At 73.8% G+C, this 20,756-nt stretch carries 23 protein-coding genes; 10 read left to right on the top strand and 13 right to left on the bottom strand.

The window, feature by feature from the left end; genetic code table 11:
* Positions 1–29: 29 nt before the first annotated feature.
* From ABD979_RS04195 to fbaA, 3 genes are read right to left on the bottom strand one after another with little or no spacing between them, the layout of a single operon-like run.
* Positions 30–833 (bottom strand): Cof-type HAD-IIB family hydrolase, encoded by an 804-nt coding sequence (locus ABD979_RS04195; protein ID WP_345506187.1) that lies wholly within the window; start codon positions 831–833, stop codon positions 30–32.
* A gap of 16 nt (positions 834–849) precedes the next feature.
* Complete coding sequence (locus tag ABD979_RS04190) at positions 850–1,257, bottom strand: DUF3151 domain-containing protein (protein ID WP_345506342.1); 408 nt, start codon at positions 1,255–1,257, stop codon at positions 850–852.
* On the bottom strand, positions 1,254–2,282 hold the full coding sequence (fbaA, locus tag ABD979_RS04185; RefSeq protein WP_345506186.1) for a class II fructose-bisphosphate aldolase: 1,029 nt from the start codon (positions 2,280–2,282) through the stop codon (positions 1,254–1,256). Before fbaA ends, ABD979_RS04190 begins: the two co-directional genes overlap by 4 nt.
* 192 nt (positions 2,283–2,474) lie before the next feature.
* On the opposite strand from fbaA, the gene ABD979_RS04180 reads away from it, so the two are divergent.
* Positions 2,475–3,149, top strand: coding sequence for a hypothetical protein (locus ABD979_RS04180; protein ID WP_345506185.1), 675 nt, complete (start codon positions 2,475–2,477; stop codon positions 3,147–3,149).
* Here ABD979_RS04180 and ABD979_RS04175 read toward each other — a convergent pair.
* Complete coding sequence (locus ABD979_RS04175; RefSeq protein WP_345506184.1) at positions 3,136–3,975, bottom strand: GNAT family N-acetyltransferase; 840 nt, start codon at positions 3,973–3,975, stop codon at positions 3,136–3,138. The two genes, ABD979_RS04180 and ABD979_RS04175, sit on opposite strands and share 14 nt — an antisense overlap.
* Before the next feature lie 34 nt (positions 3,976–4,009).
* Between ABD979_RS04175 and ABD979_RS04170 the strand changes: the two genes are divergently transcribed.
* Positions 4,010–5,422: an NAD(P)/FAD-dependent oxidoreductase gene (locus tag ABD979_RS04170; protein WP_345506183.1), complete on the top strand. Its 1,413-nt coding sequence runs from the start codon at positions 4,010–4,012 to the stop codon at positions 5,420–5,422.
* Between the two features lie 32 nt (positions 5,423–5,454).
* Here the strand turns inward: ABD979_RS04170 and ABD979_RS04165 are convergent, their stop codons facing one another.
* Positions 5,455–6,582 (bottom strand): M24 family metallopeptidase, encoded by a 1,128-nt coding sequence (locus ABD979_RS04165; protein WP_345506182.1) that lies wholly within the window; start codon positions 6,580–6,582, stop codon positions 5,455–5,457.
* Positions 6,583–6,654: 72 nt separating this feature from the next.
* Here ABD979_RS04165 and ABD979_RS04160 point away from each other — a divergent pair, with 72 nt between their 5' ends.
* Genes ABD979_RS04160 through ABD979_RS04145 form a run of 4 tightly spaced genes read left to right on the top strand, consistent with a single transcriptional unit; the run spans position 6,655 to position 11,011 of the window.
* The gene (locus ABD979_RS04160) at positions 6,655–8,055 is read left to right on the top strand and encodes a sensor histidine kinase (RefSeq protein ID WP_345506181.1); all 1,401 of its coding nucleotides are present in this window, start codon (positions 6,655–6,657) and stop codon (positions 8,053–8,055) included.
* Positions 8,052–8,798 (top strand): response regulator, encoded by a 747-nt coding sequence (locus ABD979_RS04155; protein ID WP_345506180.1) that lies wholly within the window; start codon positions 8,052–8,054, stop codon positions 8,796–8,798. Before ABD979_RS04160 ends, ABD979_RS04155 begins: the two co-directional genes overlap by 4 nt.
* A gap of 36 nt (positions 8,799–8,834) precedes the next feature.
* Positions 8,835–9,785: an ABC transporter ATP-binding protein gene (locus tag ABD979_RS04150; protein WP_345506179.1), complete on the top strand. Its 951-nt coding sequence runs from the start codon at positions 8,835–8,837 to the stop codon at positions 9,783–9,785.
* Positions 9,782–11,011: an ABC transporter permease gene (locus tag ABD979_RS04145; protein WP_345506178.1), complete on the top strand. Its 1,230-nt coding sequence runs from the start codon at positions 9,782–9,784 to the stop codon at positions 11,009–11,011. Before ABD979_RS04150 ends, ABD979_RS04145 begins: the two co-directional genes overlap by 4 nt.
* 213 nt (positions 11,012–11,224) lie before the next feature.
* Here the strand turns inward: ABD979_RS04145 and ABD979_RS04140 are convergent, their stop codons facing one another.
* Positions 11,225–12,388, bottom strand: a complete 1,164-nt coding sequence (locus ABD979_RS04140) for a citrate/2-methylcitrate synthase (RefSeq protein ID WP_345506177.1) — start codon at positions 12,386–12,388, stop codon at positions 11,225–11,227.
* Positions 12,389–12,489: 101 nt separating this feature from the next.
* On the opposite strand from ABD979_RS04140, the gene ABD979_RS04135 reads away from it, so the two are divergent.
* Positions 12,490–13,647, top strand: a complete 1,158-nt coding sequence (locus ABD979_RS04135; RefSeq protein WP_345506176.1) for a citrate/2-methylcitrate synthase — start codon at positions 12,490–12,492, stop codon at positions 13,645–13,647.
* Positions 13,648–13,691: 44 nt separating this feature from the next.
* Here ABD979_RS04135 and ABD979_RS04130 read toward each other — a convergent pair whose 3' ends face one another.
* Complete coding sequence (locus ABD979_RS04130; protein WP_345506175.1) at positions 13,692–14,618, bottom strand: LysR family transcriptional regulator; 927 nt, start codon at positions 14,616–14,618, stop codon at positions 13,692–13,694.
* 84 nt (positions 14,619–14,702) lie between these two features.
* On the opposite strand from ABD979_RS04130, the gene ABD979_RS04125 reads away from it, so the two are divergent.
* The gene (locus tag ABD979_RS04125; RefSeq protein ID WP_345506174.1) at positions 14,703–15,311 is read left to right on the top strand and encodes a LysE family translocator; all 609 of its coding nucleotides are present in this window, start codon (positions 14,703–14,705) and stop codon (positions 15,309–15,311) included.
* A 65-nt stretch (positions 15,312–15,376) separates the two neighbouring features.
* Here ABD979_RS04125 and ABD979_RS04120 read toward each other — a convergent pair whose 3' ends face one another.
* Positions 15,377–15,763 (bottom strand): hypothetical protein, encoded by a 387-nt coding sequence (locus ABD979_RS04120; protein ID WP_345506173.1) that lies wholly within the window; start codon positions 15,761–15,763, stop codon positions 15,377–15,379.
* 114 nt (positions 15,764–15,877) lie between these two features.
* Between ABD979_RS04120 and ABD979_RS04115 the strand changes: the two genes are divergently transcribed.
* Entirely contained in the window at positions 15,878–16,342 is a 465-nt protein-coding gene (locus tag ABD979_RS04115) for an NUDIX domain-containing protein (protein ID WP_345506172.1), read from the top strand.
* Here the strand turns inward: ABD979_RS04115 and ABD979_RS04110 are convergent.
* The gene (locus tag ABD979_RS04110) at positions 16,339–16,788 is read right to left on the bottom strand and encodes a MarR family winged helix-turn-helix transcriptional regulator (protein WP_345506171.1); all 450 of its coding nucleotides are present in this window, start codon (positions 16,786–16,788) and stop codon (positions 16,339–16,341) included. The genes ABD979_RS04115 and ABD979_RS04110 overlap by 4 nt on opposite strands.
* 54 nt (positions 16,789–16,842) lie before the next feature.
* Here ABD979_RS04110 and ABD979_RS04105 point away from each other — a divergent pair, with 54 nt between their 5' ends.
* On the top strand, positions 16,843–17,442 hold the full coding sequence (locus tag ABD979_RS04105) for a maleylpyruvate isomerase family mycothiol-dependent enzyme (RefSeq protein WP_345506170.1): 600 nt from the start codon (positions 16,843–16,845) through the stop codon (positions 17,440–17,442).
* A 93-nt stretch (positions 17,443–17,535) separates the two neighbouring features.
* Here the strand turns inward: ABD979_RS04105 and ABD979_RS04100 are convergent, their stop codons facing one another.
* From ABD979_RS04100 to ABD979_RS04085, 4 genes are read right to left on the bottom strand one after another with little or no spacing between them, the layout of a single operon-like run.
* Positions 17,536–18,153, bottom strand: a complete 618-nt coding sequence (locus tag ABD979_RS04100; protein WP_345506169.1) for a TrmH family RNA methyltransferase — start codon at positions 18,151–18,153, stop codon at positions 17,536–17,538.
* A gap of 53 nt (positions 18,154–18,206) precedes the next feature.
* Positions 18,207–18,950 carry an amino acid ABC transporter ATP-binding protein gene (locus tag ABD979_RS04095; RefSeq protein WP_345506168.1) on the bottom strand — a complete coding sequence of 248 codons (744 nt, stop codon included), beginning with the start codon at positions 18,948–18,950 and terminating at the stop codon, positions 18,207–18,209.
* On the bottom strand, positions 18,947–19,801 hold the full coding sequence (locus ABD979_RS04090) for an amino acid ABC transporter permease (RefSeq protein WP_345506167.1): 855 nt from the start codon (positions 19,799–19,801) through the stop codon (positions 18,947–18,949). Before ABD979_RS04090 ends, ABD979_RS04095 begins: the two co-directional genes overlap by 4 nt.
* Entirely contained in the window at positions 19,798–20,676 is an 879-nt protein-coding gene (locus ABD979_RS04085; RefSeq protein ID WP_345506166.1) for an ABC transporter substrate-binding protein, read from the bottom strand. The genes ABD979_RS04090 and ABD979_RS04085 overlap by 4 nt, the downstream gene beginning before the upstream one ends.
* Positions 20,677–20,756: the final 80 nt, after the last annotated feature.

Raw genomic sequence — 20,756 nt, 5'->3', positions numbered from 1 at the left:
GTCGACCAGGTGTCGGGGTCGGGCACCGGTCAGTGCGCGGCGAGCCATTCCTCGAGGTAGGCGGCGACGCCGTCCTCGCGGTGGTGGCTCGTGACGACGGAGGCCGCGTCGAGCGCCGGGTCGACGGCGTTGGCGACCGCGACGGCCGTCCCCGCCACCTCGAACGCCGAGACGTCGTTGTGGTTGTCACCGAAGAAGACGGTGTCGGCCAGGTCGACGCCGAGCTCGGCGGCCAGCGCCCGCAGCCCGCCGCCCTTGGAGCAGGCGGCGTTGGCGATCTCGAGGTAGGTGTCCTTCGACCGGTAGGTGACGAGACCGGGCCGCCCGGCGAGGGCCACCTCGAGGTCGTCGACGAGGGCGGGGTCGCCCATCGCCATGACCTTGTGCGGCGGATGCGTGTCGACCCGGCCGGTCGCGACGTAGTCGTGTACCGAGACCGAGTTGGGTTCGACGGCGGTGATCGTCGCCTCACGCTCCGTCCAGCGGTCGGGACCCCACGGGTGCCAGTCGTCACCGGCGAAGAAGCTCGCGTGGAGGTCGAGCCGCGAGCACACGGCATACGCCTCGCGGGCGTCGTCGGGCGCGATGGGCACGTCGGTGACGACGCTGCGGTCGGCGCGGAGCACGAGACCGCCGTTGTAGGCGATGAGCGGGGTCGGGTCGACGCCGCAGAGCCGCTCGAGCCCCTCGAGCGAGGCCGGCATCCGCGAGCTGCAGAGCACGAACGTGTGCCCCGCCGACCGCACCGCGCGGATGGCGGCGACGGTGCGGTCGGAGAGGGTGCGACGGTGGTCGAGCAGCGTGCCGTCGACGTCGGAGCAGAAGAGCGTCATGCCCGCGGCGGGGTCCTCAGAGCCCGAGCTCGCGCGCGGCCTCGGGCGAGCTGTCCCGCAGGAACTGCGTGCAGCGCGCCTCCTCGTCGCTCTCGCCGATGGCGCGGGCTGAGCGGGCGAGCGCCGCCAGCGCCCGGAGGAAGCCGCGGTTGGGCTCGTGCGACCACGGGACCGGGCCCTGCCCGCGCCAGCCCGCCTTGCGGAGGCTGTCGAGGGCGCGGTGGTAGCCGGTGCGGGCGTACGCGTACGCCTCGACGTCACGGTCGCCGTCGGCGAGCGCGTCCTCGGCGAGGACGGCCCACGCGAGCGAGCTCGAGGGGTGGGCCGCGGCCACCTGCACGGGATCGACTCCCGCGTCGAGCTTCTCAGCGGCCGGGTCGGCCGGGAGCCGGGTCTCGGGGATGCCGAGCAGGTTGTCGCTCACTGGTGGGTGCCCGCCGAGCGAAGGGCGCTGCACGCCTCGACGATGCGGACCGCCATGGCCTCCTCGGCCGCCTTGCCCCAGGCGCGCGGGTCGTACAGCTTCTTGTTGCCGACCTCGCCGTCGACCTTGAGCACGCCGTCGTAGTTGCCGATCATCCAGCCGGCGATCGAGCGCGTGAAGGCGTACTGCGTGTCGGTGTCGACGTTCATCTTGACGACGCCGTGGTCGACGGCCGCCGAGATCTCCTCGGGCAGCGAGCCCGAGCCGCCGTGGAAGACGAGGTCGAAGGGGCGCGCGTCGTCCGAGAGGCCGAGCTCGGCAGCGGCCGCCTTCTGGGCCTCGAGGAGCACCTCGGGACGCAGCTTGACGTTGCCGGGCTTGTAGACGCCGTGCACGTTGCCGAAGGTGAGGGCCGTGAGGTAGCGCCCGTTCTCGCCCGCGCCGAGCGCCTTGACGGTGGCGATCGCGTCGGCGGGGGTCGAGTAGAGCTTGTCGTTGATCTCGTGGGCGACGCCGTCCTCCTCGCCGCCGACGACGCCGACCTCGATCTCGAGGATGACGTTCGCGGCCTTGGCGAGGGCGAGCAGCTCCTGCGCGATCGAGAGGTTCTCGTCGAGCGGCACGGCCGAGCCGTCCCACATGTGCGACTGGAACCACGGGGTGCCGCCGGCCTGGACGCGCTCGGTGCTCGCCGCGAGGAGCGGGCGCACGAAGCCGTCGAGCTTGTCCTTGGGGCAGTGGTCGGTGTGCAGCGCGATGTTGACGGGGTAGTTCTTGGCCACCTCGTGCGCGTAGGCCGCGAAGGCGAGCGAGCCGCTCACCATGTTCTTGATGCTCGGGCCGGAGAGGTAGTCCGCGCCGCCCGTCGAGACCTGGATGATGCCGTCGGAGCCCGCGTCGGCGAAGCCCTTGAGCGCGGCGTTCAGCGTCTGCGAGCTCGAGACGTTGATGGCGGGGTACGCGAAGGAGCCGGCCTTCGCGCGGTCGAGCATGTCGGCATACACCTCGGGGGTGGCGATGGGCATTGCAACTCCTGCTGTCGAATGAGCGGGTTCACGATCCGCCGTGAATCCTGCCACGTATGCCGTGGGCCGCACACGGTCTGTCCGCGCACTGGGGATCCCCCCGCCGATCGTGACAACCTTCCGGCCCCCGCCACGGTCTAGGTGGTACGTCGACGACAACGCTCGGCGCACCGACCGAACAGGGGAATCACCATGCGTCACCTCGCCGTCCGCACCGTCACCGCGGCCGCCGCCGCCGTCCTGCCACTGCTCGCCGCGAGCTCCGCCGCGCACGCCGGCGGTCCCCGGGACGACTACCTCGCGAAGAACGCCTACGTCTCGTGGGTCGACCGCGGAGCCGTGCCCGGGCTCTTCGGCGGCAACGTGCACCGCGGCGTCGTCTCCGTCGGCGACGACGCATCGACCCCGGGCACCGACGACGTGTCCGCGCGCATCGAGGACTGGCGCTGCCCGACCGGGGTCCTGCCGCCCGAGATCTTCGTCGTCGACGAGGAGGGGCCGACGCCGGGACCGTGCACCTTCCGCGGGGCCCGCGAGCTCGAGATCCCCGGCGCCGTCGCGACGTTCCGCGGCACCGCCGCCGCCCACCTGACCGGGACGGCGCGGGCGACGGACGTCTACGGAGCCGCACCGGCAGTGCGGATGCCCGTCGACCTGACCTTCCGCGGGCTGCGCCCCGTCGACCGGGACGTCCACGTCGACTCGTGGGTGGAGGACGACGGCACGAAGGTCACCGTGCGAACGACCGACACCTCCCGGACCGCCGCCGTACGCGGCAGGGTCGGGTCGATCCGCATCGCCGACGAGCGCAGCGACGTCGTCGAGGGGCAGCTGTCGTCGCACCAGGCCGTGTTCACGCGCTCCTGACGTCCGGCACGAAGACGTAGGGCGTCGTCGTCGCGACCCGGCGCAGACCGAGGCGGGTGAGGATCGGCTCGGAGTCGGGCGAGGCATCGACACGGACGTGGCGCTTGCCCCGCTCGATCCCGAGGCGGGCCCGGTGGAGCAGGGTGGCGCGGTAGAGGCCGCGGCCGCGCCACCCCGGCAGGGTCGAGCCGCCCCAGAGCCCGACGAAGCTGCTCGCGTCGTACTCGCCGCGGGCGGCGCACAGCACGGGCCCCTCGCGGGACTCCTCGACGACGACGACGTCCATCGACTCCGGCCTGGCCACCCAGTCGGGGTAGAGCGAGTCGGTCACCCAGGCGTGGGTCTCGCCCCACACCGTCTCGGACATCGTCCGCATCCGCGCGAAGTCCTCGAAGCAGTCGGCGGCCCGCACGACGACGCCGTCGGGGAGGGCGAGCTCCTGCTGCGCGAGGGGCTCGGCGGCGCCGAGGACGAGCGCCTCGTCGTCCTCCCGCACGAACCCGGCCGCGGCGAGGCGCGCTCCGAGGTCCGCCGGACCGTCGTAGTCGTAGGTCTTCCACTCGACGCGCTGCCCGCGGTCGGCGAAGAAGTCGCGCACCCGCGCGATGAGCCCGTCGGGGTCGTCGCCGAGGCCGTCCGGGCTCTCGACCATCGCGAAGTGGCCCGACGGGTCGAGGTCGTAGTGCTTGCGCACCGGCCCGTCGAGCTCGATCGGCCGCTCGGCCGTGCCGAGCGGCACGGGGGCCCGGGTCTCGTCGTGGAAGGTGCGGAGGAGCTCGGCCGGCTCCGGTGCGGCGGCATCGTGCTGGAACGAAGGGGGCTTCACAGGGCCAGCCAAGCATGGTCGAATCCCTTTCGTCATGCCTCTTTCCCCGCTCTCGCCCCGCGCCGCCGCGGCGCTCGACGGCGCCCGGACCGTCCCCTTCTGGACCGACCGCCCCGAGCGCCCCGATCCGCGCGCTCCGCTCACCGGCGCGGCGCCCCGCACCGACCTGCTCGTCGTCGGCGCCGGCTTCACCGGACTGTGGGCCGCGATCCAGGCCAAGGAGGCCGACCCCTCCCGCGACGTCGTCGTCGTCGAGGCCGACCGGCTCGGTGACGGCGCCTCCGGACGCAACGGCGGCTTCGTCGACGCCTCGCTGACGCACGGCCTCGCCCAGGGGCTCGCCTGCTGGCCCACCGAGACGAGCACGCTCGAACGGCTCGCGGACGAGAACATGGCAGGCCTCGAGAGGTCACTGACGGCATACGGCGTCGACGCGGACTTCCATCGGCCGGGCGAGCTCACCCTCGCCCTCAGCGAGCACCAGGTGCCGACGGTGCGCGAGGCCTTCGAGCTGCACCGGGCGCACGGCGCGCCGGTCGAGCTGCTCGACGCGGCGCAGGCCCGGGCGCGCGTCGACTCCCCGCGCTACCTCGCCGGCATTTTCGACCCCGGCGTCGCCCTCGTCGACCCCGCCCGACTCGTCTGGGGTCTGGCGCGCGCGGCCGAGTCTCTGGGCGTGCGGCTCCACGAGCACACTCGCGCAACGGGATTCGAGGTCGAGGGCGCCGGCGTGCGGGTGCGGCTCGACCGCGGCTCCATCCACGCCCGGCGGGTCGTCATCGGCACCAACGCCGCGCAGGGCGTGCTGCGCCGGTTCAGCGCGTGGGTGCTCCCCGTCTACGACCACGTGCTCATGACCGAGCCGCTCACCCCGGCGCAGCTCGACGCCGTCGGCTGGAGGGGACGTGAGGGCCTCACCGACGCCGGCAACCAGTTCCACTACTACCGAAGGACGCTCGACGACCGCGTGCTCTTCGGCGGCTACGACGCGAACTACCACTTCCCCGGTCGCATCGACCCCGCGCTCGAGCAGTCCGACGCCTCGCACGGCCTGCTCGCCGACCACTTCCTCGACATCTTCCCGCAGCTCGAGGGCATCCGGTTCACGCACCGGTGGGCCGGCGTCATCGACACGACCTCGCGCTTCACGCCGGTCTTCGGGACCGCCCTCGGCGGGCGCATGGCGTATGCCGTCGGCTACACCGGGCTGGGCGTCGCCTCCACGCGCTTCGGCGCGGCCGTCGCCCTCGACCTCGTCGACGGCCGCGACACCGAGCGCACCCGCCTCGAGATGGTGCGGCGCAAGCCGATCCCGTTCCCGCCCGAGCCGATCCGGTATGCCGCCGTGCGGGCCACGCGCTCGTCGCTCGCCGCCGAGGACCGCACCGGCCGACGCAACCTGTGGCTCAAGGCCCTCGACCGCATCGGCGTCGGCTTCGACTCCTGACCGGCCCCGGACGTGCGGGCGCGCAGGAGCGGCTAGAGGACCACGAGGTCGGTCGGACGGGTGTTGAAGCGCTCGACGCCGTCCTCCGTCACGGCGACGATGTCCTCGATGCGGGCGCCCCACCGACCGGTCAGGTAGACGCCGGGCTCGATGCTGAAGGTCATCCCGGGCTCGACCGGCAGGTCGTTGCCCGTGACGATGTAGGGCTCCTCGTGGCCGTCGAGGCCGATGCCGTGGCCGGTGCGGTGGATGAAGCGCTCGGCGAGCCCGGCCTCGGCGAGCACGTCGCGCCCGGCCCGGTCGATGGCCTCGCACGTCACCCCCGGGCGCACCGCGGCGACGGACGCCGCCTGCGCGGCCTGCAGGGCGGCGTAGGCGACCGCCACGTCGGGCTCACGCGGCGACCCGACGGCATACGTGCGCGTGGAGTCCGAGCCGTAGCCCGAGGGCAGCGGTCCGCCGATGTCGACGACGACGACGTCACCGGTCTCGATGACGCGGTCGCTCACGGCGTGGTGCGGGCTCGCCCCGTGGGGACCGGACCCGACGATGACGAAGTCGGCCTGCGCGTGGCCCTCCTCGACGATCGCGGCGGCGATGTCGGCCCCGACCTCGGCCTCGGTGCGCCCGGCTCGGAGCCACTCGCCGACGCGCGCGTGCACGCGGTCGATGGCGGCGCCCGCGGCGCGCAGCTCGGCGAGCTCGGTGGCGTCCTTGCGCATCCGCAGCTCGCGCAGCACGGGCCCGGCGAGCTGCTGCTCGCGCGCTCCAGCGTCGCGGAGGCGCAGCAGGTGCAGGGCCGGCGTCATGTCGGAGACGGCGACCGGACCGACCGGCACCCCGCCGAGGGCGAGGGCGTACGGGTCCTCACCGTCGACCCACGTGCGCACCTCGACGCCGAGCTCGCCCAGCGGCACGTGCCCGAGACCGGCGAACTCGAGCTCGGGCGAGACGAGGACGGGCGCCACGGCGGCGTCGCTCGGCACGACCAGGGCCGTGAGCCGCTCGAACGACGACCCGGCGATGCCGGTGAGGTAGCGCAGGTCGGACCCCGGTGACACGACGGTCGCGGCGACCCCCGCGTCGGTGGCGTGGCGACGCAGCCGGTCGAGCCGGGATCGCATCGTGGAGACGTCGAGGACGGAGGAAGCAACACCCATGCGCCGAACGTACCGCGCACCTCCACCCGGAGGGGGAGCCCGCCGCGACCCGCCCCTGCCTAGGCTGGGCGCATGGACGGCCGGTGGACTGCCCTCGTGGCGCGGGTGCAGGGGTACTTCGGCGTCGACACCGAGTGGGAGCGCCGCGCGGCCGACCCGGCCCGCACCCGGCGCACCGACACGTGGCTCGCCCTCGCCTTCCTCGTCACCGGCTCGGTCGGGGTGGAGCTGCTCCGCAGCATCGACGCGCTCGGCTCGTTCCAGGACTCGTGGGTCTGGCCGCACGTCGCCGTGCTCGCGGGCACGGTGCCCCTGGTCTGGCGGCGGCGCTGGCCGCTCGCCGTCGCGGCGGGGCTCTCGCTCCACTTCTTCGCCGTCGGCCTCGTCATGCCGGGCGTCGCCTCCTCGGTGCCGATGCAGGTCGTCTACTTCGTCGCGATCTTCACCGGCGTGGCCTGGGCCACCGACCGCCGCTCCATGATCGGCGTCGTCATCGGCATCGTGCTGCTGATGTTCGGGTGGCTGACGTGGCAGTTCGCGGTCGGCAGCGGCGTCGAGCAGGCCCTGAGCCACAACGGCGAGCCGTTGCCGCGGCAGGGCCTCTTCAGCCCGTCCGCCGCCTACGTCGTCTACAGCCTGCTCATCAACGTCTTCTACTTCGGCGGTGCCATCGTCGGGGGCCAGGCCGCGTGGTGGTCGGCGCTCCGGCGCGACCGCCTGACGGCGCAGGCGCTGACGATCGACGCCCAGGCCACGAGCCTGCGTCGGCAGGCCGTCGTCGAGGAGCGGCTCCGGATCGCACGGGAGCTGCACGACGTCGTCGCCCACCACGTCTCGGTCATCGGCATCCAGGCCGCGGCCGCCCGGCGGGTGATGCGCCGCGACGTCGAGGCCGCCGAGGGTGCCCTGCGCTCGGTCGAGACCTCCTCGCGCGACGCCGTCGCCCAGATGCGCGGCCTGCTCGGCACCTTGCGCGCCGAGGACGCCGACGACACGGATCCGTCGACCGCCGGCGACCCGGGCCGGGGCGGCCGCTCACGCGCGCCGGAGCCGGTGCTCGCCGACGTGCCCGCCCTCGCCGAGGAGGCCTGCGCGCACGGGCTGCACGTCGAGTGCCGCGTCGTCGAGGACGCCCCCGGCGCGCTGGTCGCCGTGCCGGCGCCGCTCGGCCTCTCGCTCTACCGCACCGTCCAGGAGGCCCTGGCCAACGTGCGCCGCCACTCGACGGCCTCGGCTGCGACCGTCGTCGTGCGCGTCGACCGCCGCGGGGAGCCGGGCTTCGCGCACGGCTACGCCGAGGTGGAGGTGCTCGACGGCGGGCGTCCCCGCTCCGGCACCTCGGGCACCGGGCTCGGCCTGCTCGGCGTGCGCGAGCGCCTCGCGACGCACGGCGGCGTCAGTGAGATCGGTCCCCGCGTCACGGGCGGCTACCGTGTCCGCGTCCGTATGCCGTTGCCCGAGGAGGCGTCGTGACCACCCCCACCCGGGTCCTGCTCGTCGACGACCAGCTGCTCGTCCGCTCCGGCTTCTCGCTCATCCTGTCGGTGGAGGACGACCTCGAGGTGGTCGGCCAGGCCGGTGACGGCGCCGAGGCGGTGCGCCTCACCCGCGAGCTGCGCCCCGACGTCGTGCTCATGGACGTGCAGATGCCGGTCATGGACGGCATCGAGGCGACGCGGCGCATCGTCGCCGACGGCCAGGCCCGCGTCGTCATCCTCACGACCTTCGACCGCGACGACTACGTCTTCGCCGGGCTGTCGGCCGGCGCGAGCGGCTTCCTGCTCAAGAACGCCGACGCCGACCACCTCATCGAGGCGGTGCGCACGGTGGCCGGCGGCCACGCGCTGCTCGCCCCCGAGGTGACCCGGCGGGTCATCGAGCAGATGGCCACCGGCGCACCGGGAACCGCTCCGGGCGCCACGCGGGAGGCGGAACCCGGTGCGGCCCCGAGCCGCGACCCGCGCCGCGACCCGAGCCGCGACCCGCGCCTCGACGACCTGACACCCCGGGAGCTCGAGGTGCTGGTCCTCGTCGGCCGCGGCCTGTCGAACGCCGAGATCGCCGCCGCGCTCTTCGTCGGCGAGGCGACGGTCAAGACGCACCTGTCGAACGTCTTCGCCAAGCTCCACCTGCGCGACCGGGTGCAGGCGGTCGTGCTCGCCTACGAGGCCGGGCTCATCCTCCGGGGGGAGCCGGGAGATCACCCGACGGGCTGATCCCCGCCCGCCCCCGGCCGACCTAGCGTGGAGGCCATGAGCACTTCCGGGGACACCGCCACGACCACCCTCACGAGACCCGCCGCGCGGCAACGGGCCACGTCGGACATCGAGCTGCGCCACCTCACCCGTTCGTTCGGGGAGATCCGCGCCGTCGACGACGTCAGCTTCACCGTCACCGCCGGCCAGCTGACCGGCTTCGTCGGCGGCAACGGCGCCGGCAAGACGACGACGATGCGCATGCTCATGGGCGTCCTCTCCCCCACCGCGGGCGAGGTGCTCTGGGGCGGCCGCCCGATCACCGCCCTCGACCGGCGACGCTTCGGCTACATGCCCGAGGAGCGTGGCCTCTACCCCAAGCAGGGCGTGCTCGACCAGCTCGTCTACCTCGGTCGCCTCCGCGGGCTCAGCGCGTCGGCGGCTCGGTCGTCGGTGACGACGCACCTCGAGCGGCTCGGCCTCGCCGAGCGCGCCAAGGACCACGTCGAGAAGCTCTCGCTCGGCAACCAGCAGCGCGTCCAGATCATCGCCGCGCTCATGGGCGAACCCCGCGCGCTCGTGCTCGACGAGCCGTTCAGCGGGCTCGACCCCGCGGCCGTCGACAACATGGCCGACCTGCTCCGGGAGCACACGGCGCACGGCGTGCCGGTGCTCTTCTCCTCCCACCAGCTCGACCTCGTCGAACGGCTCTGCGAGCGGCTCGTCGTGCTCGCCACGGGCCGCGTCGTCGCCGCCGGCACCCCCGACGAGCTGCGGGCCACCTCGGTCTCGCGCCACCGCCTCGTCCTCTCGGGCGACGCCGGCTGGGTGCGCGGGATCACCGGCGTGCACGCCGTCGACGTCGACGGGCACACGGCGCTCATCGAGGTCGTCGAGCCCGGCGCCGGCCGGGCGCTGCTCGAGGAGGCCCTGCGCCGCGGCGAGGTCCACGAGTTCTCGCCGCAGCGACCTTCCCTGGCCCAGATCTACCGTGAGGTGACGGCATGACCACCACGCAGCACCCGACCCCGCCCCCCGCCCAGGCCGTGGGCACCGACGACCGGCACGCCGGGAGGCCCTGGCTCGTCGTCGCCGTCCGCGAGATCGTCGTGCGGGTCACGAACCGCACGTTCCTCTTCTCCACGCTCTTCACCCTCGTCTTCATCGCCGGGTTCGCGGCGTTCTCGGCGTGGCAGGCGGGCAAGACGTCGACCTACACCGTCGCCGTCTCCACCTCGGAGGGCAGCCGGCTCGTCGACCAGGCGGCCGCGGCGGCCCGGGCCGACAGCGACAAGGTCGTCATCACCCCGAGCACCGTGGCCGGTGAGGACGCGGCGCGCGCCGCGGTCGAGGCCGGCGACGTCGACGCGTGGCTGCACCAGACGGCATCCGGCTGGGCCCTCACCTCCGGCGACGACGTCTCGCTGTCGCTGCAGACCCCGCTCGAGGGCGCCGTGCGCGACGCGGCGCTCGACCGCAACGCGGCCACGGCCGGCACCACGGTCGAGGCGCTCGAGCGCGGCGCGACTCTGACGACCGACCGTTTCGACGGCCAGACGACGAACCGGGGCTTCGTGCAGGCCGCGACCTTCGCCTTCGCACTGCTCTTCTTCATGGGGGCGCTGATGTTCGGCCAGCAGATCGCGGCGAGCGTCGTCGAGGAGAAGCAGTCGCGGCTCGTCGAGATCATCGCGACGGCGATCCCGCTGCGCGCACTGCTCGCCGGCAAGGTCGTCGGCAACGCGCTCATCGCGCTCGCCCAGGTGGTGCTGTTCTCCGGAGTTGGACTCATCGCGGTCTCGTTCACGGAGTGGTCGTCGCTGCTGCCGACCCTCTCGACCGCGGTGATCTGGTTCGTCCTCTTCTTCGCCGTCGGCTTCTTCGCGCTGGCCTGCCTCTTCGCCGTGGCGGGCGCCCTCGCCTCGCGCACCGAGGACCTGCAGTCCACGACGTCGCCGATGACGACGGTGCTCATGCTCGTCTACTTCGCGAGCTTCGCGCTGAGCGGCGTCGGCCTCAAGATCGCCTCCTTCGTGCCCATCGTCTCGGTCGTCGCGATGCCGGGCCGCATCATCGCCGGCGAGGCAGCCTGGTGGGAGCCCGTCGTGGCACTGCTGCTCATGGCGGCGTTCTCCGCCGGCACCGTCGTGCTCGGCGAGAAGGTCTACCGCCGATCGCTCATGCAGACCCGCGGCCGTCTCTCGTGGAAGCAGGCCATGCGGACCGCCGACTGACCGGGACGAATCCTTGACGCCCGCCTGTCGAGTCCTGACCGACGCCCGGACGGCGCGTTGCCCCACCCGACCTACGGTGGTCGGGTGGGGCAACGCGCGTCCGTCCACTCCCTTCGGCCGCGTTCGCTCCGGACCGCGTCGAGCGGGTCCCGCCGGCGCTGGCGGGGCCCGCTCCGCGTGTCGAGCCTCGCTCGGCGTCCGCCGAGGGTCCGCTCAGCGCCTGGCGGCGGACTCGGGCACCGGCTGGGGCGGCGGCGGCCCGACGTAGCGCGCGGCGGGCCGGATGATCTTCGGGTCGCGGCTCTGCTCGAGGACGTTCGCGGCCCAGCCGACCACGCGCGCCACGCAGAAGGTCGGGGTGAACATGGCCGGGTCGAGCCCGGCGAGCTTCATGACGACGCCGGCGTAGAACTCGACGTTCGCGTGCAGCTCGCGGCCCGGCTTCAGCTCGGCGAGAGCGCGCTCGACGGCGGCCTCGACGCCGGTCGCCAGCTCGACGAGCGGGTCGTCCCACCCGCGGGCCGTCGTCTTGAGCATCTCGGAGCGCGGGTCGCGGGTGCGGTAGACGGCGTGACCGAAGCCCATGATGCGCTCACCCCGGGCGACCCGGTCGCGCACCCAGGCGTCGGCCCGGTCGAGGGTGCCGATGTCGTCGAGCGCCTCGAGCGCGCGGCTGGGGGCGCCACCGTGGCGGGGTCCCGAGAACGACCCGATCGCCGCCACGAGGCACGCGGCGAGGTCGGCGCCCGTGCTCGCGACGACGCGCGCGGTGAACGTCGACGCGTTGAAGCCGTGGTCCATCGTGGCCACGAGGTACTGCTCGACGGCGCGCGCGTCTCGTTCGGACGGCAGTCGCCCGGTGACCATCCGGAGGTAGTCGACGGTGTGGGCGAGACCCGGGTCCGCCGCCACCGGCTCGAGGCCGGCGTGCAGGCGGTGCGCGGCGGCGAGGATCGTCGGGGTCACGGCGACCGCCGCCAGGGCGGCCGCGAGCCGCTCCCCCTCGTCGCCGTCGTAGAGCGGTCGCAGCCCGGCCACGCCACCCCACGCCGAGAGGGTGGTGCGCAGCACCTGGAGCGGGTCGCGGCTCGTCGCGCAGATCGCCGGCAGGAGGTCGGCGAGCGCGGGCGGGAGCACCCGCAGCCGTCCGAGCTCGGCGCTGAAGGCGGTGAGCTCGCCCGACCTCGGGAGGTGGCCGTGGACGAGCAGGTGCGCCGCCTCCTCGAAGCCGACGCGCTCGGCCAGCTCGGTGGCGGAGTACTGGCGGTAGTGGAAGAAGCCTTCGTCGCCGCGGACGTCGCCGAGCTCGGTGTCGGTCACGACGACCCGGGCCAGTCCGGGTGGGACGCTGATGAAGTCGCTGGTGGCAGTGGACATGTGGAGCTCCTCTCGGGTTCACTCGTCACTGTCCGAGATGTTGATCAACATCGTCAATGTTGATCGCGTCAACGTCCCAACCGACCGGCACCGGAGACTCCATGGCCGCCAGCCCCTCTGCCTGGATCACGACGACCGAGGCCGCCCAGCGCCTCGGCGTCAAGCGGGCCACCCTCTACGCCTACGTCAGTCGCGGGCTGCTCCACAGCGAGCGCCGGCCCGGGCAGCAGGAGAGCCTCTTCGACCGGGGCGAGATCGACGCGATGGCGTCGGCCACGCGCCCCCCGGGGAGCCCACCGCCCGTGCTGCGCTTCCGGAGCATCGCGACGGCGGTGAGCAGCCACCTGGACGGCGAGCTCTTCTACCGGGACCGACCGCTCGGCGACGTCGTCGCGCTCCCCTCACTCGACGCCGCCGCGGCAATCGTGCTGGGTTCGACTGGCGAGCAACGGTTCTCGGTCCGCTCACCCGAGGTCGCCACCGACCTCTCCCGGCTCCCGCTCCGACGCCGGATGCCGGTCGCCGTGCAGCTCGTGGCCGCAGCGGACCCGTTCGCCTCCGACACCGACCCCGACCGCGTGCGCGAGGCGGCGCTGCCCACGCTCCGCTCCGCCCTCGCCCTCGCCTGCGGTGGACGGGCGGACCGGGACCTCGCGGTCCTCACCCTGGAGGCGCTGGGTGGCTCCTCGTCGGACCGCGGGGACGTCGCCACGCTGCGGGTCCTGCTCGTCGCGCTGCTCGACCACGGCCTGACCGCCTCGACCGTGGCAGCCCGCGTCGCCGCCTCGACCCGGGCCGGTCTGCCCGACTGCCTCTGCGCCGCGTATGCGGCGATGTCCGGCCCGCTGCACGGCGCGGCACCCGTGGCGGCCCACGGGCTCCTCGACGAGGGTGTCGAGCCCGGGGCCCTCGTGGCCAGGGCGCTCCGGGAGCACGGTGGCGTGCCCGGGTTCGGGCACTTCCGCTACTCCGAGGGTGACCCTCGGGCCGAGGTCGTGCTCGCCGCCCTGTGGCGGCGACGGGGGACGACGCGGCTGCGGCGCCGCGTGGAGGACCTCGCCGAGCTCGTCGCCGACCGCACCGGCGAGCTGCCCAACATCGATCTCGCGAGCGCCGCGGTGCTGCACGCCCTGCAGCTGCCCGCGGAGGCGGGGGAGGTCGTCTTCCAGGTGGGCCGCTCGGTCGGCGTCGCCGCGCACGTCGTCGAGGAGTACGCCGAGCAGCCGCTGCGCTGGCGCGGCCGCGACCCGCAGGGCTGACGCACGGGAGGGAACCGCCGAGAGCTCGTGCCCTCGCTCCGTGGTCACGCGAGGTCGGCCGCCGCCGATCGCAGCAGACCCTCGAAGGCCACCGCGAGCCCCGTCCCCCGCACATCGCCGCCGGGCGAACCCTCCGTCCGACGCAGCGTGTGCACCGTGCGGCGGGCTCGGCGGTGCCGCACCGGCCGGAAGGCCAGCTGTGGGTCCGACCGGCGCGCCATCCTCGAGACCAGCGCGACGCCGTAGCCGGTGGCGACCAGTGCCTGGGCGACGTCGTAGGACTCCGTCTCGAAGCGGATCCGGGGCTCGAACCCCGCCTCGTCGGTGAGCCGGTCGAACTGTGCCCGGGCCGCCGAGCCACCCCTGATGACCACCCAGGCCTCGTCGCGGAGCGACGAGAGGTCGATCGACCGTGTCGACGCGGCGAGCCGGTGGTCGTCGGCGAACGCGACCACCATCGGGTCCTCCAGCAGCGCCGACAGCGACAGCCCCGGTGGCACGGTCGGCGCCGTGTCCCACGAGGCCAGCACGGCGAGGTCGAGCTCGCCCCGGACCACCAGGTCGACCGCCTCGTCGGAGCTGATGTCGACCACCGACAGGTCGACGTCCGGCTCCCGGTGGCGCAGCGCCGTCATCGCCGGCGGCAGCAGGTGCAGCGCGGCGGCCTGGAACGCGCCCACCCGCAGTCGTCGGAGCAGGCCCTGCCGATACGCGGGGAAGGACGCGCGCGCATCCTGCACCTCACGGTCGATGCGCCGACCGTGCTCTGCCAGTGCCGAAGCCGCTGTCGTCAGCTCCGCTCCTCGTGGCCCACGCACGACCAGCTGGGCCCCCCACGCGCGCTCGATCCGAGCCAGCCTCTGGGACACCGCAGGGGCCGTGAGGCCGAGTGCCTCACCGGCAGCGGTCAGGCTCCCGAGCTCCTCGATGAGGAAGAGCAGGACGAGCTGGTCAGCGAACTCGGCCTTCATGATTCTTAAGGCAACCAAAGATGCTGTTACTTCTCAACAGGTCGGCGACGCACGACGCTACAGGGGCAACCCGAAGGAGGGCCCGTGCTCCTCAGCTTCATCGCCACCACCTGGCTCCTCGCGATGCTCCCCGGCGTGGGCCAGGCGCTCATGCTCCGCCAGACCCTCACCGGCGGCCGGCGGGCGGCGGTGCCGACCATCCTCGGCACCGCCACCGGACTCGTCGTGTGGTCCGTCGCCGCCGGCGTCGGGATGTCCGCCGCCGTGGTGGCCGTCCCCGCCGTCTACCGGGCGCTCCTCATCGCCGGCGGCCTCCTGCTGGCCGCCCTGGGGGTGCGCACCCTCGCCGCGACCCGACGGGGGGCGGTCGCCGCCCCTGCCGACGACGCGTCGCGGCCGCCGCGTTTTCGGACCGCCTACGGCTGGGGACTCGCGACGAACCTCGGCAACCCCAAGGCCGGCGTCTTCGCGATCTCGCTGCTGCCCACGTTCGCCGGCAGCAGCGCGCTGCTCCCCACCCTGGGTCTCGGTCTCGTGTGGGCCTGCGTCACCGCGGCCTGGTACCTCGTCTTCGTCACGCTCGTCTCCCGCGGCCGCGCGTTCGTCACCCGCCCCCGGGCCCAGAAGGCCGTCGGCTACACGAGTGGTCTCGTCCTCATCGGCGTCGGGGTCGGCGTCGCGTGCGGACTGTGAGCGCTCGCGGGGACGTCGGGGGCGGCGCCCCGAGCGCACCCCGCACGACCGCCGGCTCCGCGGGGTCAGGCCCCGGGCGAGAGCGCCGTCACCGCAGCCAGCGCGGCACCCGAGTCCTCCGTCGCGACGAGCGCCCGGGGACCGTCGCGGACCTCGTCCCACAACGCCCACGGCTGGCGCGCGACCTCGTCCCACGACGGGACCAGCTGTCCCGGCATGTCGGGCGTCCGTGACTCGACGCGGCGCCGGTGCTCGTCCGCGTCCGGCAGCCACGTCTCGACCTGCAGCAGCGCCGCCCCACCACGAGCGGCGGCAGCGCGCCACCCCGCGCGGGCCTCGGGGACCGGGTTGACCGCGTCGACCACCACGTCGATGCCGAGCAGCAGGTTCGAGACGACGGTCAGGGTCGCGGCGGGCACCCCGGTCGGCGCCGCGGTCGGTGCTGCGCTCATGCCTCCATCAAACCCTGCACGGTGCGGCCCGCGGGGCGCGAGGCGCGATCGGCCGGTCGACCGGGAGCGGCAGGAACGGACGCCACCGTCGGTGCCGGCTGCTGTGATGGCCCCATGATCGACGTCGTGGTCGGCGCCCTGGTGCGTGACCGACAGGTGCTGCTCGCGTTCCGGAGCCGGCACAAGGAGGCGCACCCCGCCGTCTGGGAGCTGCCGGGCGGCGTGGCGGAGCCCGGCGAGCCGGAGCTGGAGACGCTGGCGCGGGAGCTGCGCGAGGAGCTCGGCGTGCAGGTGGCGGCCGGCTCGGCGTCCCACCTGTGCCGGCTCGCCGTCGGCACCTCGAAGGCGCCGGCCCGGCTGAGCGCCTGGCTCGTGCCCGAGTGGGAGGGGACGCCGACGAACCTCGCCCCCGAGGAGCACGACGAGCTCCGGTGGTTCGAGCTCGATGACCTCCCTCCCCCGGCGCACGAGGCCGTGCGTGCCGCGCTCGTGGCAGCCGTGCGCGGGCGTCGTCCCCGAGGCTCGGTCTCCACCGCCGCCGTATGCCGGGCTCCGCGCCCCCCGCGGCCGCCTCCCTAGGGCTTCCACCACGGGTCGGTGACCCCGCGGAGGTCGCGCAGGATCTCGTGCAGCTGCTGCAGACGGTCCTGCCCCACGTGGTCCGCCCACTCGGCGAGCACCCGTTCGACCTCGGCGTCCGCCACCTCGGCGACCCGTCGCAGCCGCGGGGTCAGGCGAACGAGCCGGGCGCGCCCGTCGGTGGGATCGGGCACCCGTTCGACGTACCCGGCCTCCTCGAGCTGCTCGACGAGCGATGCCGCGCTCTGCTTGGTGACCCGGGCCTGCTCGGCGAGGTCGGAGACCCGCGATCCGTGCGGGCCGATGCGCGCCGCGATCCGCGCCTGGGCGGGCGTGATGTCGGTGCTGCCGGCGGCGACGACGGCGTCGAACGCCCGCTGCTCCAGGGCCCGGGAGGCGACGAAGAGCAGGACGCCGAGCTCTCGCTGTTGACGTCGACCTTCCATGGTGTCACTTTAGACAGGAAACCTGTCTAGTTGGCGGCGGAGAGGTGACCTCCCATGGACAGTGACGCCGTGTGGCAGCACATCGACTCGGAACGGGCCTGGCTGGCCGACCTCCTGGAGTCGCTCCCCGCCGCCGACTGGGAGCACCCGAGCCTGTGCGCTGCGTGGTCCGTGCGCGACGTCGGCGCCCACCTGACCTTCGCCCAGGCCCGCGTGCGGGACCTGGCGTGGCCGGCCCTTCGCGCGGGCCTGCGGTACGACGTCTTCGTGCGTGACACGGCTCGGCGCAGTCCGCTCGGCCACGAGGAGATCGTGGCCACGCTGCGCGGCTTCCTCGGCTCGCGGCGACGCGTCGCCTTCATCAGCGACCTCGAGCCGCTTCTCGACATCCTCGTGCACAACCAGGACGTCGCCCGCCCTCTCGGCATCGACCACCCGATCCCGCCCGACGCGGCGGCGGCCGCCGCAGACCGCCTGCTCACCACCCCGGCTCCGCTCCGACGCTGGAAGCCACCGAGCGCCGTCCACCTCGTGGCGACCGACACCGACTGGACCTTCGGTGCCGGCCGCGAGGTGCCCGCGCCGATGGGCGACCACCTGCTGACCCTGACCGGGCGCCTCCCGCTTCCCCGCGGGCCGAGCTCCCCCGCCTGACGCACGAGCGCCACCGTTGCCGGATGCCGGACCACCCCGCCCCACCCCGCCCCGCCCGGCCCCGCCCGGGCCCGGACCAGCCGGCCCCCGACCCTACGGCTGCTGGTCGAAGACGTGGCGGCGCACCCAGGCGTGCATGGCGATGGCCGCCGCCGCCCCGGCGTTGATCGAGCGCGTCGAGCCGAACTGCTCGATGTGCAGCACCCCGGCGCACTCGGCCCGCATCGGCTCGGAGAGCCCGGGACCCTCCTGCCCGAAGACGAGCACGCAGCGTCGCGGCAGGTCGAAGGTCTCGAGCGGCACCGAACCCGGCAGGTTGTCGACCCCGAGCAGGGTCACCCCCTCCCCGCGGGCCCAGGCGGCGAGCGAGGCGGCATCCGGGTGGTGGTGCTCGTGCTGGTAGCGGTCCGTCACCATGGCTCCGCGCCGGTTCCACCGCCGCTTGCCGACGATGTGGAACGCCTTGGCCCCCATGGCGTTCGCGGTGCGGATGACCGAGCCGATGTTGAAGTCATGGCCCCAGTTCTCGACCGCGACGTGGAAGTCGTGCCGGTGCGCGTCGAGGTCGGCGACGATCGCGTCGTGACGCCAGTAGCGGTAGTCGTCCACGACGTTGCGGCGGTCGCCCTCCGCGAGCAGCTCCGGGTCCCAGTGGTCCCCGTCCGGCCACGGCCCCTCCCACGGGCCGACGCCGACCTCCGGCGCTGCCACGTCCCCGTCGGTCGCCCGCCCACCCCGTCGGGTCGTCGCGTCCTCGCCCCGACTCACGAGACGAGCCGCGAGAGGAACTGCCGGGTGCGGACCTCGCGCGGCGCGCCGAGCACCTCGGCGGGCGGCCCCTGCTCGAGCACGCGGCCGCCGTCGAGGAAGCAGACGGTGTCGGCGACGTTGCGGGCGAAGCCCATCTCGTGCGTCGAGAGGATCATCGTCATGCCCTCCTCGCGCAGCTCGCGGAGCAGGTCGAGCACCTCACCGACGAGCTCCGGGTCGAGCGCGCTCGTCACCTCGTCGAGCAGCAGCAGCTGCGGTGAGTTGACCATGGCGCGCGCGATGGCGACGCGCTGCTGCTGGCCGCCCGACAGGTCGTCGGGGCGGGCGCGCGCCTTCTCGGCGAGGCCGACCCGCTCGAGCATCGCCATGGCCCGGCTCTCGGCCTCGGCGCGCGCGACCCTGTGCACGCGGCGCGGGGCGAGCGTCACGTTGTCGAGCACCGAGAGGTGCGGGAAGAGGTTGTAGGCCTGGAAGACGATGCCGGTGCGCGAGCGCACCTCGTCCGCGTCGACCCTCGGGTCGGTGATGTCGAGGCCCGCGAGGGTGATGACGCCGTCGTCCACCTGCTCGAGGAGGTTGATGCAGCGCAGCAGCGTCGACTTGCCGGAGCCCGAGGCGCCGATGAGCACGACGCACTCCCCCGCCGCGACGTCGAGGGTGACGTCGTCGAGCACGACGTTCTCGCCGAAGCTCTTGCGCAGGCCGCGCACCGAGAGCAGCGACGTGTCCCCGTTCACAGCGTGCCTCCCGACCCGTGCCAGCCCTGCCGCCTCGCCACGTGGTCGGTGAGGCGCGCCATCGGGATCGTCAGACAGAGGAAGAGCACGCCCGCGACGACGTAGGGCGTGTAGTTGAAGTCGCTCGCGGTCTCGATGCGTGCCGCCTGGATCGCGTCGACGGCCCCGAGCACGGCGATGAGGCCCGAGTCCTTCTGGAGCGAGACGAAGTCGTTCATGAGCGGCGGGGTGACCCGGCGCACGGCCTGCGGCAGCACGACGTGGCGCAGCGTCTGGCCGCTCGAGAGGCCGAGGGCGCGCGAGGCCGCCCGCTGCGACGGGTGCACCGACTCGATGCCGGCGCGGAACACCTCCGCGACGTAGGCGGAGTAGGACAGCACGATCGCGACGGCTCCCCAGAAGGCCAGCTCGATGGGCACGTTGGGCAGGCGCAGCGCCGGCACGCCGAGCCCGAGCAGGAGCAGCAGGAGCAGCAGCGGCAGGCCGCGGAAGAGGTCGACGTAGACCGTCGCGAGCAGGCGCAGGGGGAAGAAGATCGGCCCCCGCAGGGTCCGCATGATCGCGAGGGTCAGCCCGAGCACGAGGATCGAGACGCCGCAGATGAGCATGAGCCGGATGTTGAGCCACAGGCCCTTGAGCACGGCCGGGAACGAGTCGACCGCCTTGTCCCAGCTGAAGAACGTCTCCTGCACCCGCGGCCAGCCCGCCGAGTGCGTGATGAGCCAGGCGAGCACGCCGAGGACGACGACCGTGCTGACGGCCGACAGCGCCGCCGACCGCACCGTGCGTGCGCGTCGGAAGTCGCGGCGCTCGAGCTCGACGGCCGAGGGAGACCAGGTGCGCTCGCTCACTTCAGCTCGGGGGCGCCCGCGTTGGCGAGGTACTGCTGCTGGAGCTTCTCGAGCGTGCCGTCGGCCCGGAGCGCGTCGACCGCCTTGGTGACGCACGGCGTCAGGGCCGAGCCCTTGTCGAGCACCGCGCCGAACTGCTCCGGCGTGCCCGCGGCGGGCAGCTGGCCGACGATGACGCCGTCGTCGAGCTGGGCCGCGGTCATGTAGAAGGCCGTCGGGACGTCGACGACGATGCCGTCGATCTGCTTGTTCTTCAGGGCCTGCACGGCGACGTCGTTGGTGTCGAAGACCTTCGGGTCGTTGCTCGGCTGCACCTGGTCGGTGATGGCCTTGTACGACGTGGTGCCGACCTGCGCGCCGAGGTTGGCGCCCTTGAGGTCGGCCACGGTGGTCTTCCCGTCGATCGGGCTGCCCGTGTAGGTGACGACCGCCTGGCGCACGTCGTAGTAGCCCGAGCTGAAGTCGACGGCCTTGCGGCGGTCGTCGGAGATCGAGATCTGGTTGAGGTCGAGGTCGAAGTCCTTGGGCGCCGGGGAGATCGCGGTGTTGAACGGCACGACGGCCCACGTGACCTCGCCCTTGGCGAACCCCAGCTCGTCGGCGATCGCGTAGGCGACCGCGGACTCGTAGCCCTTGCCGTTGCTCGGGTCGTCACCGCTGAACCACGGCTCGTAGGCCGGCTTGTCGGTGCCGACCGTCAGCGTGCCCGGCTTCACGAGCGTCAGCGACCCCTTGGCGCAGGCGTCGGCACCGGCCGTGCCCGACGTCCCGGCCGGGGCCGACGCGCCGGGCTCGGGGGTGGACGACCCGCACGCGGCGAGGGCGGCGACCGCCAGCACGCTGGCGACGGCGAGGGCGGGGCGGGGACGGGGCATGGGGGCTCCTGCGGACAAGCGGATGGCGACGTGCCGAGTCTACGAGCGGGGCGTGTGCGGTCCGGCCCGTTCCGCGATCC

Origin of the sequence: Terrabacter aeriphilus (assembly GCF_039542985.1) — a bacterium.
Lineage (GTDB): Bacteria > Actinomycetota > Actinomycetes > Actinomycetales > Dermatophilaceae > Terrabacter > Terrabacter aeriphilus.
The sequence above is the reverse complement of the archived record's forward strand: the minus strand, read 5'-3'. Positions and strand labels throughout refer to the sequence as shown.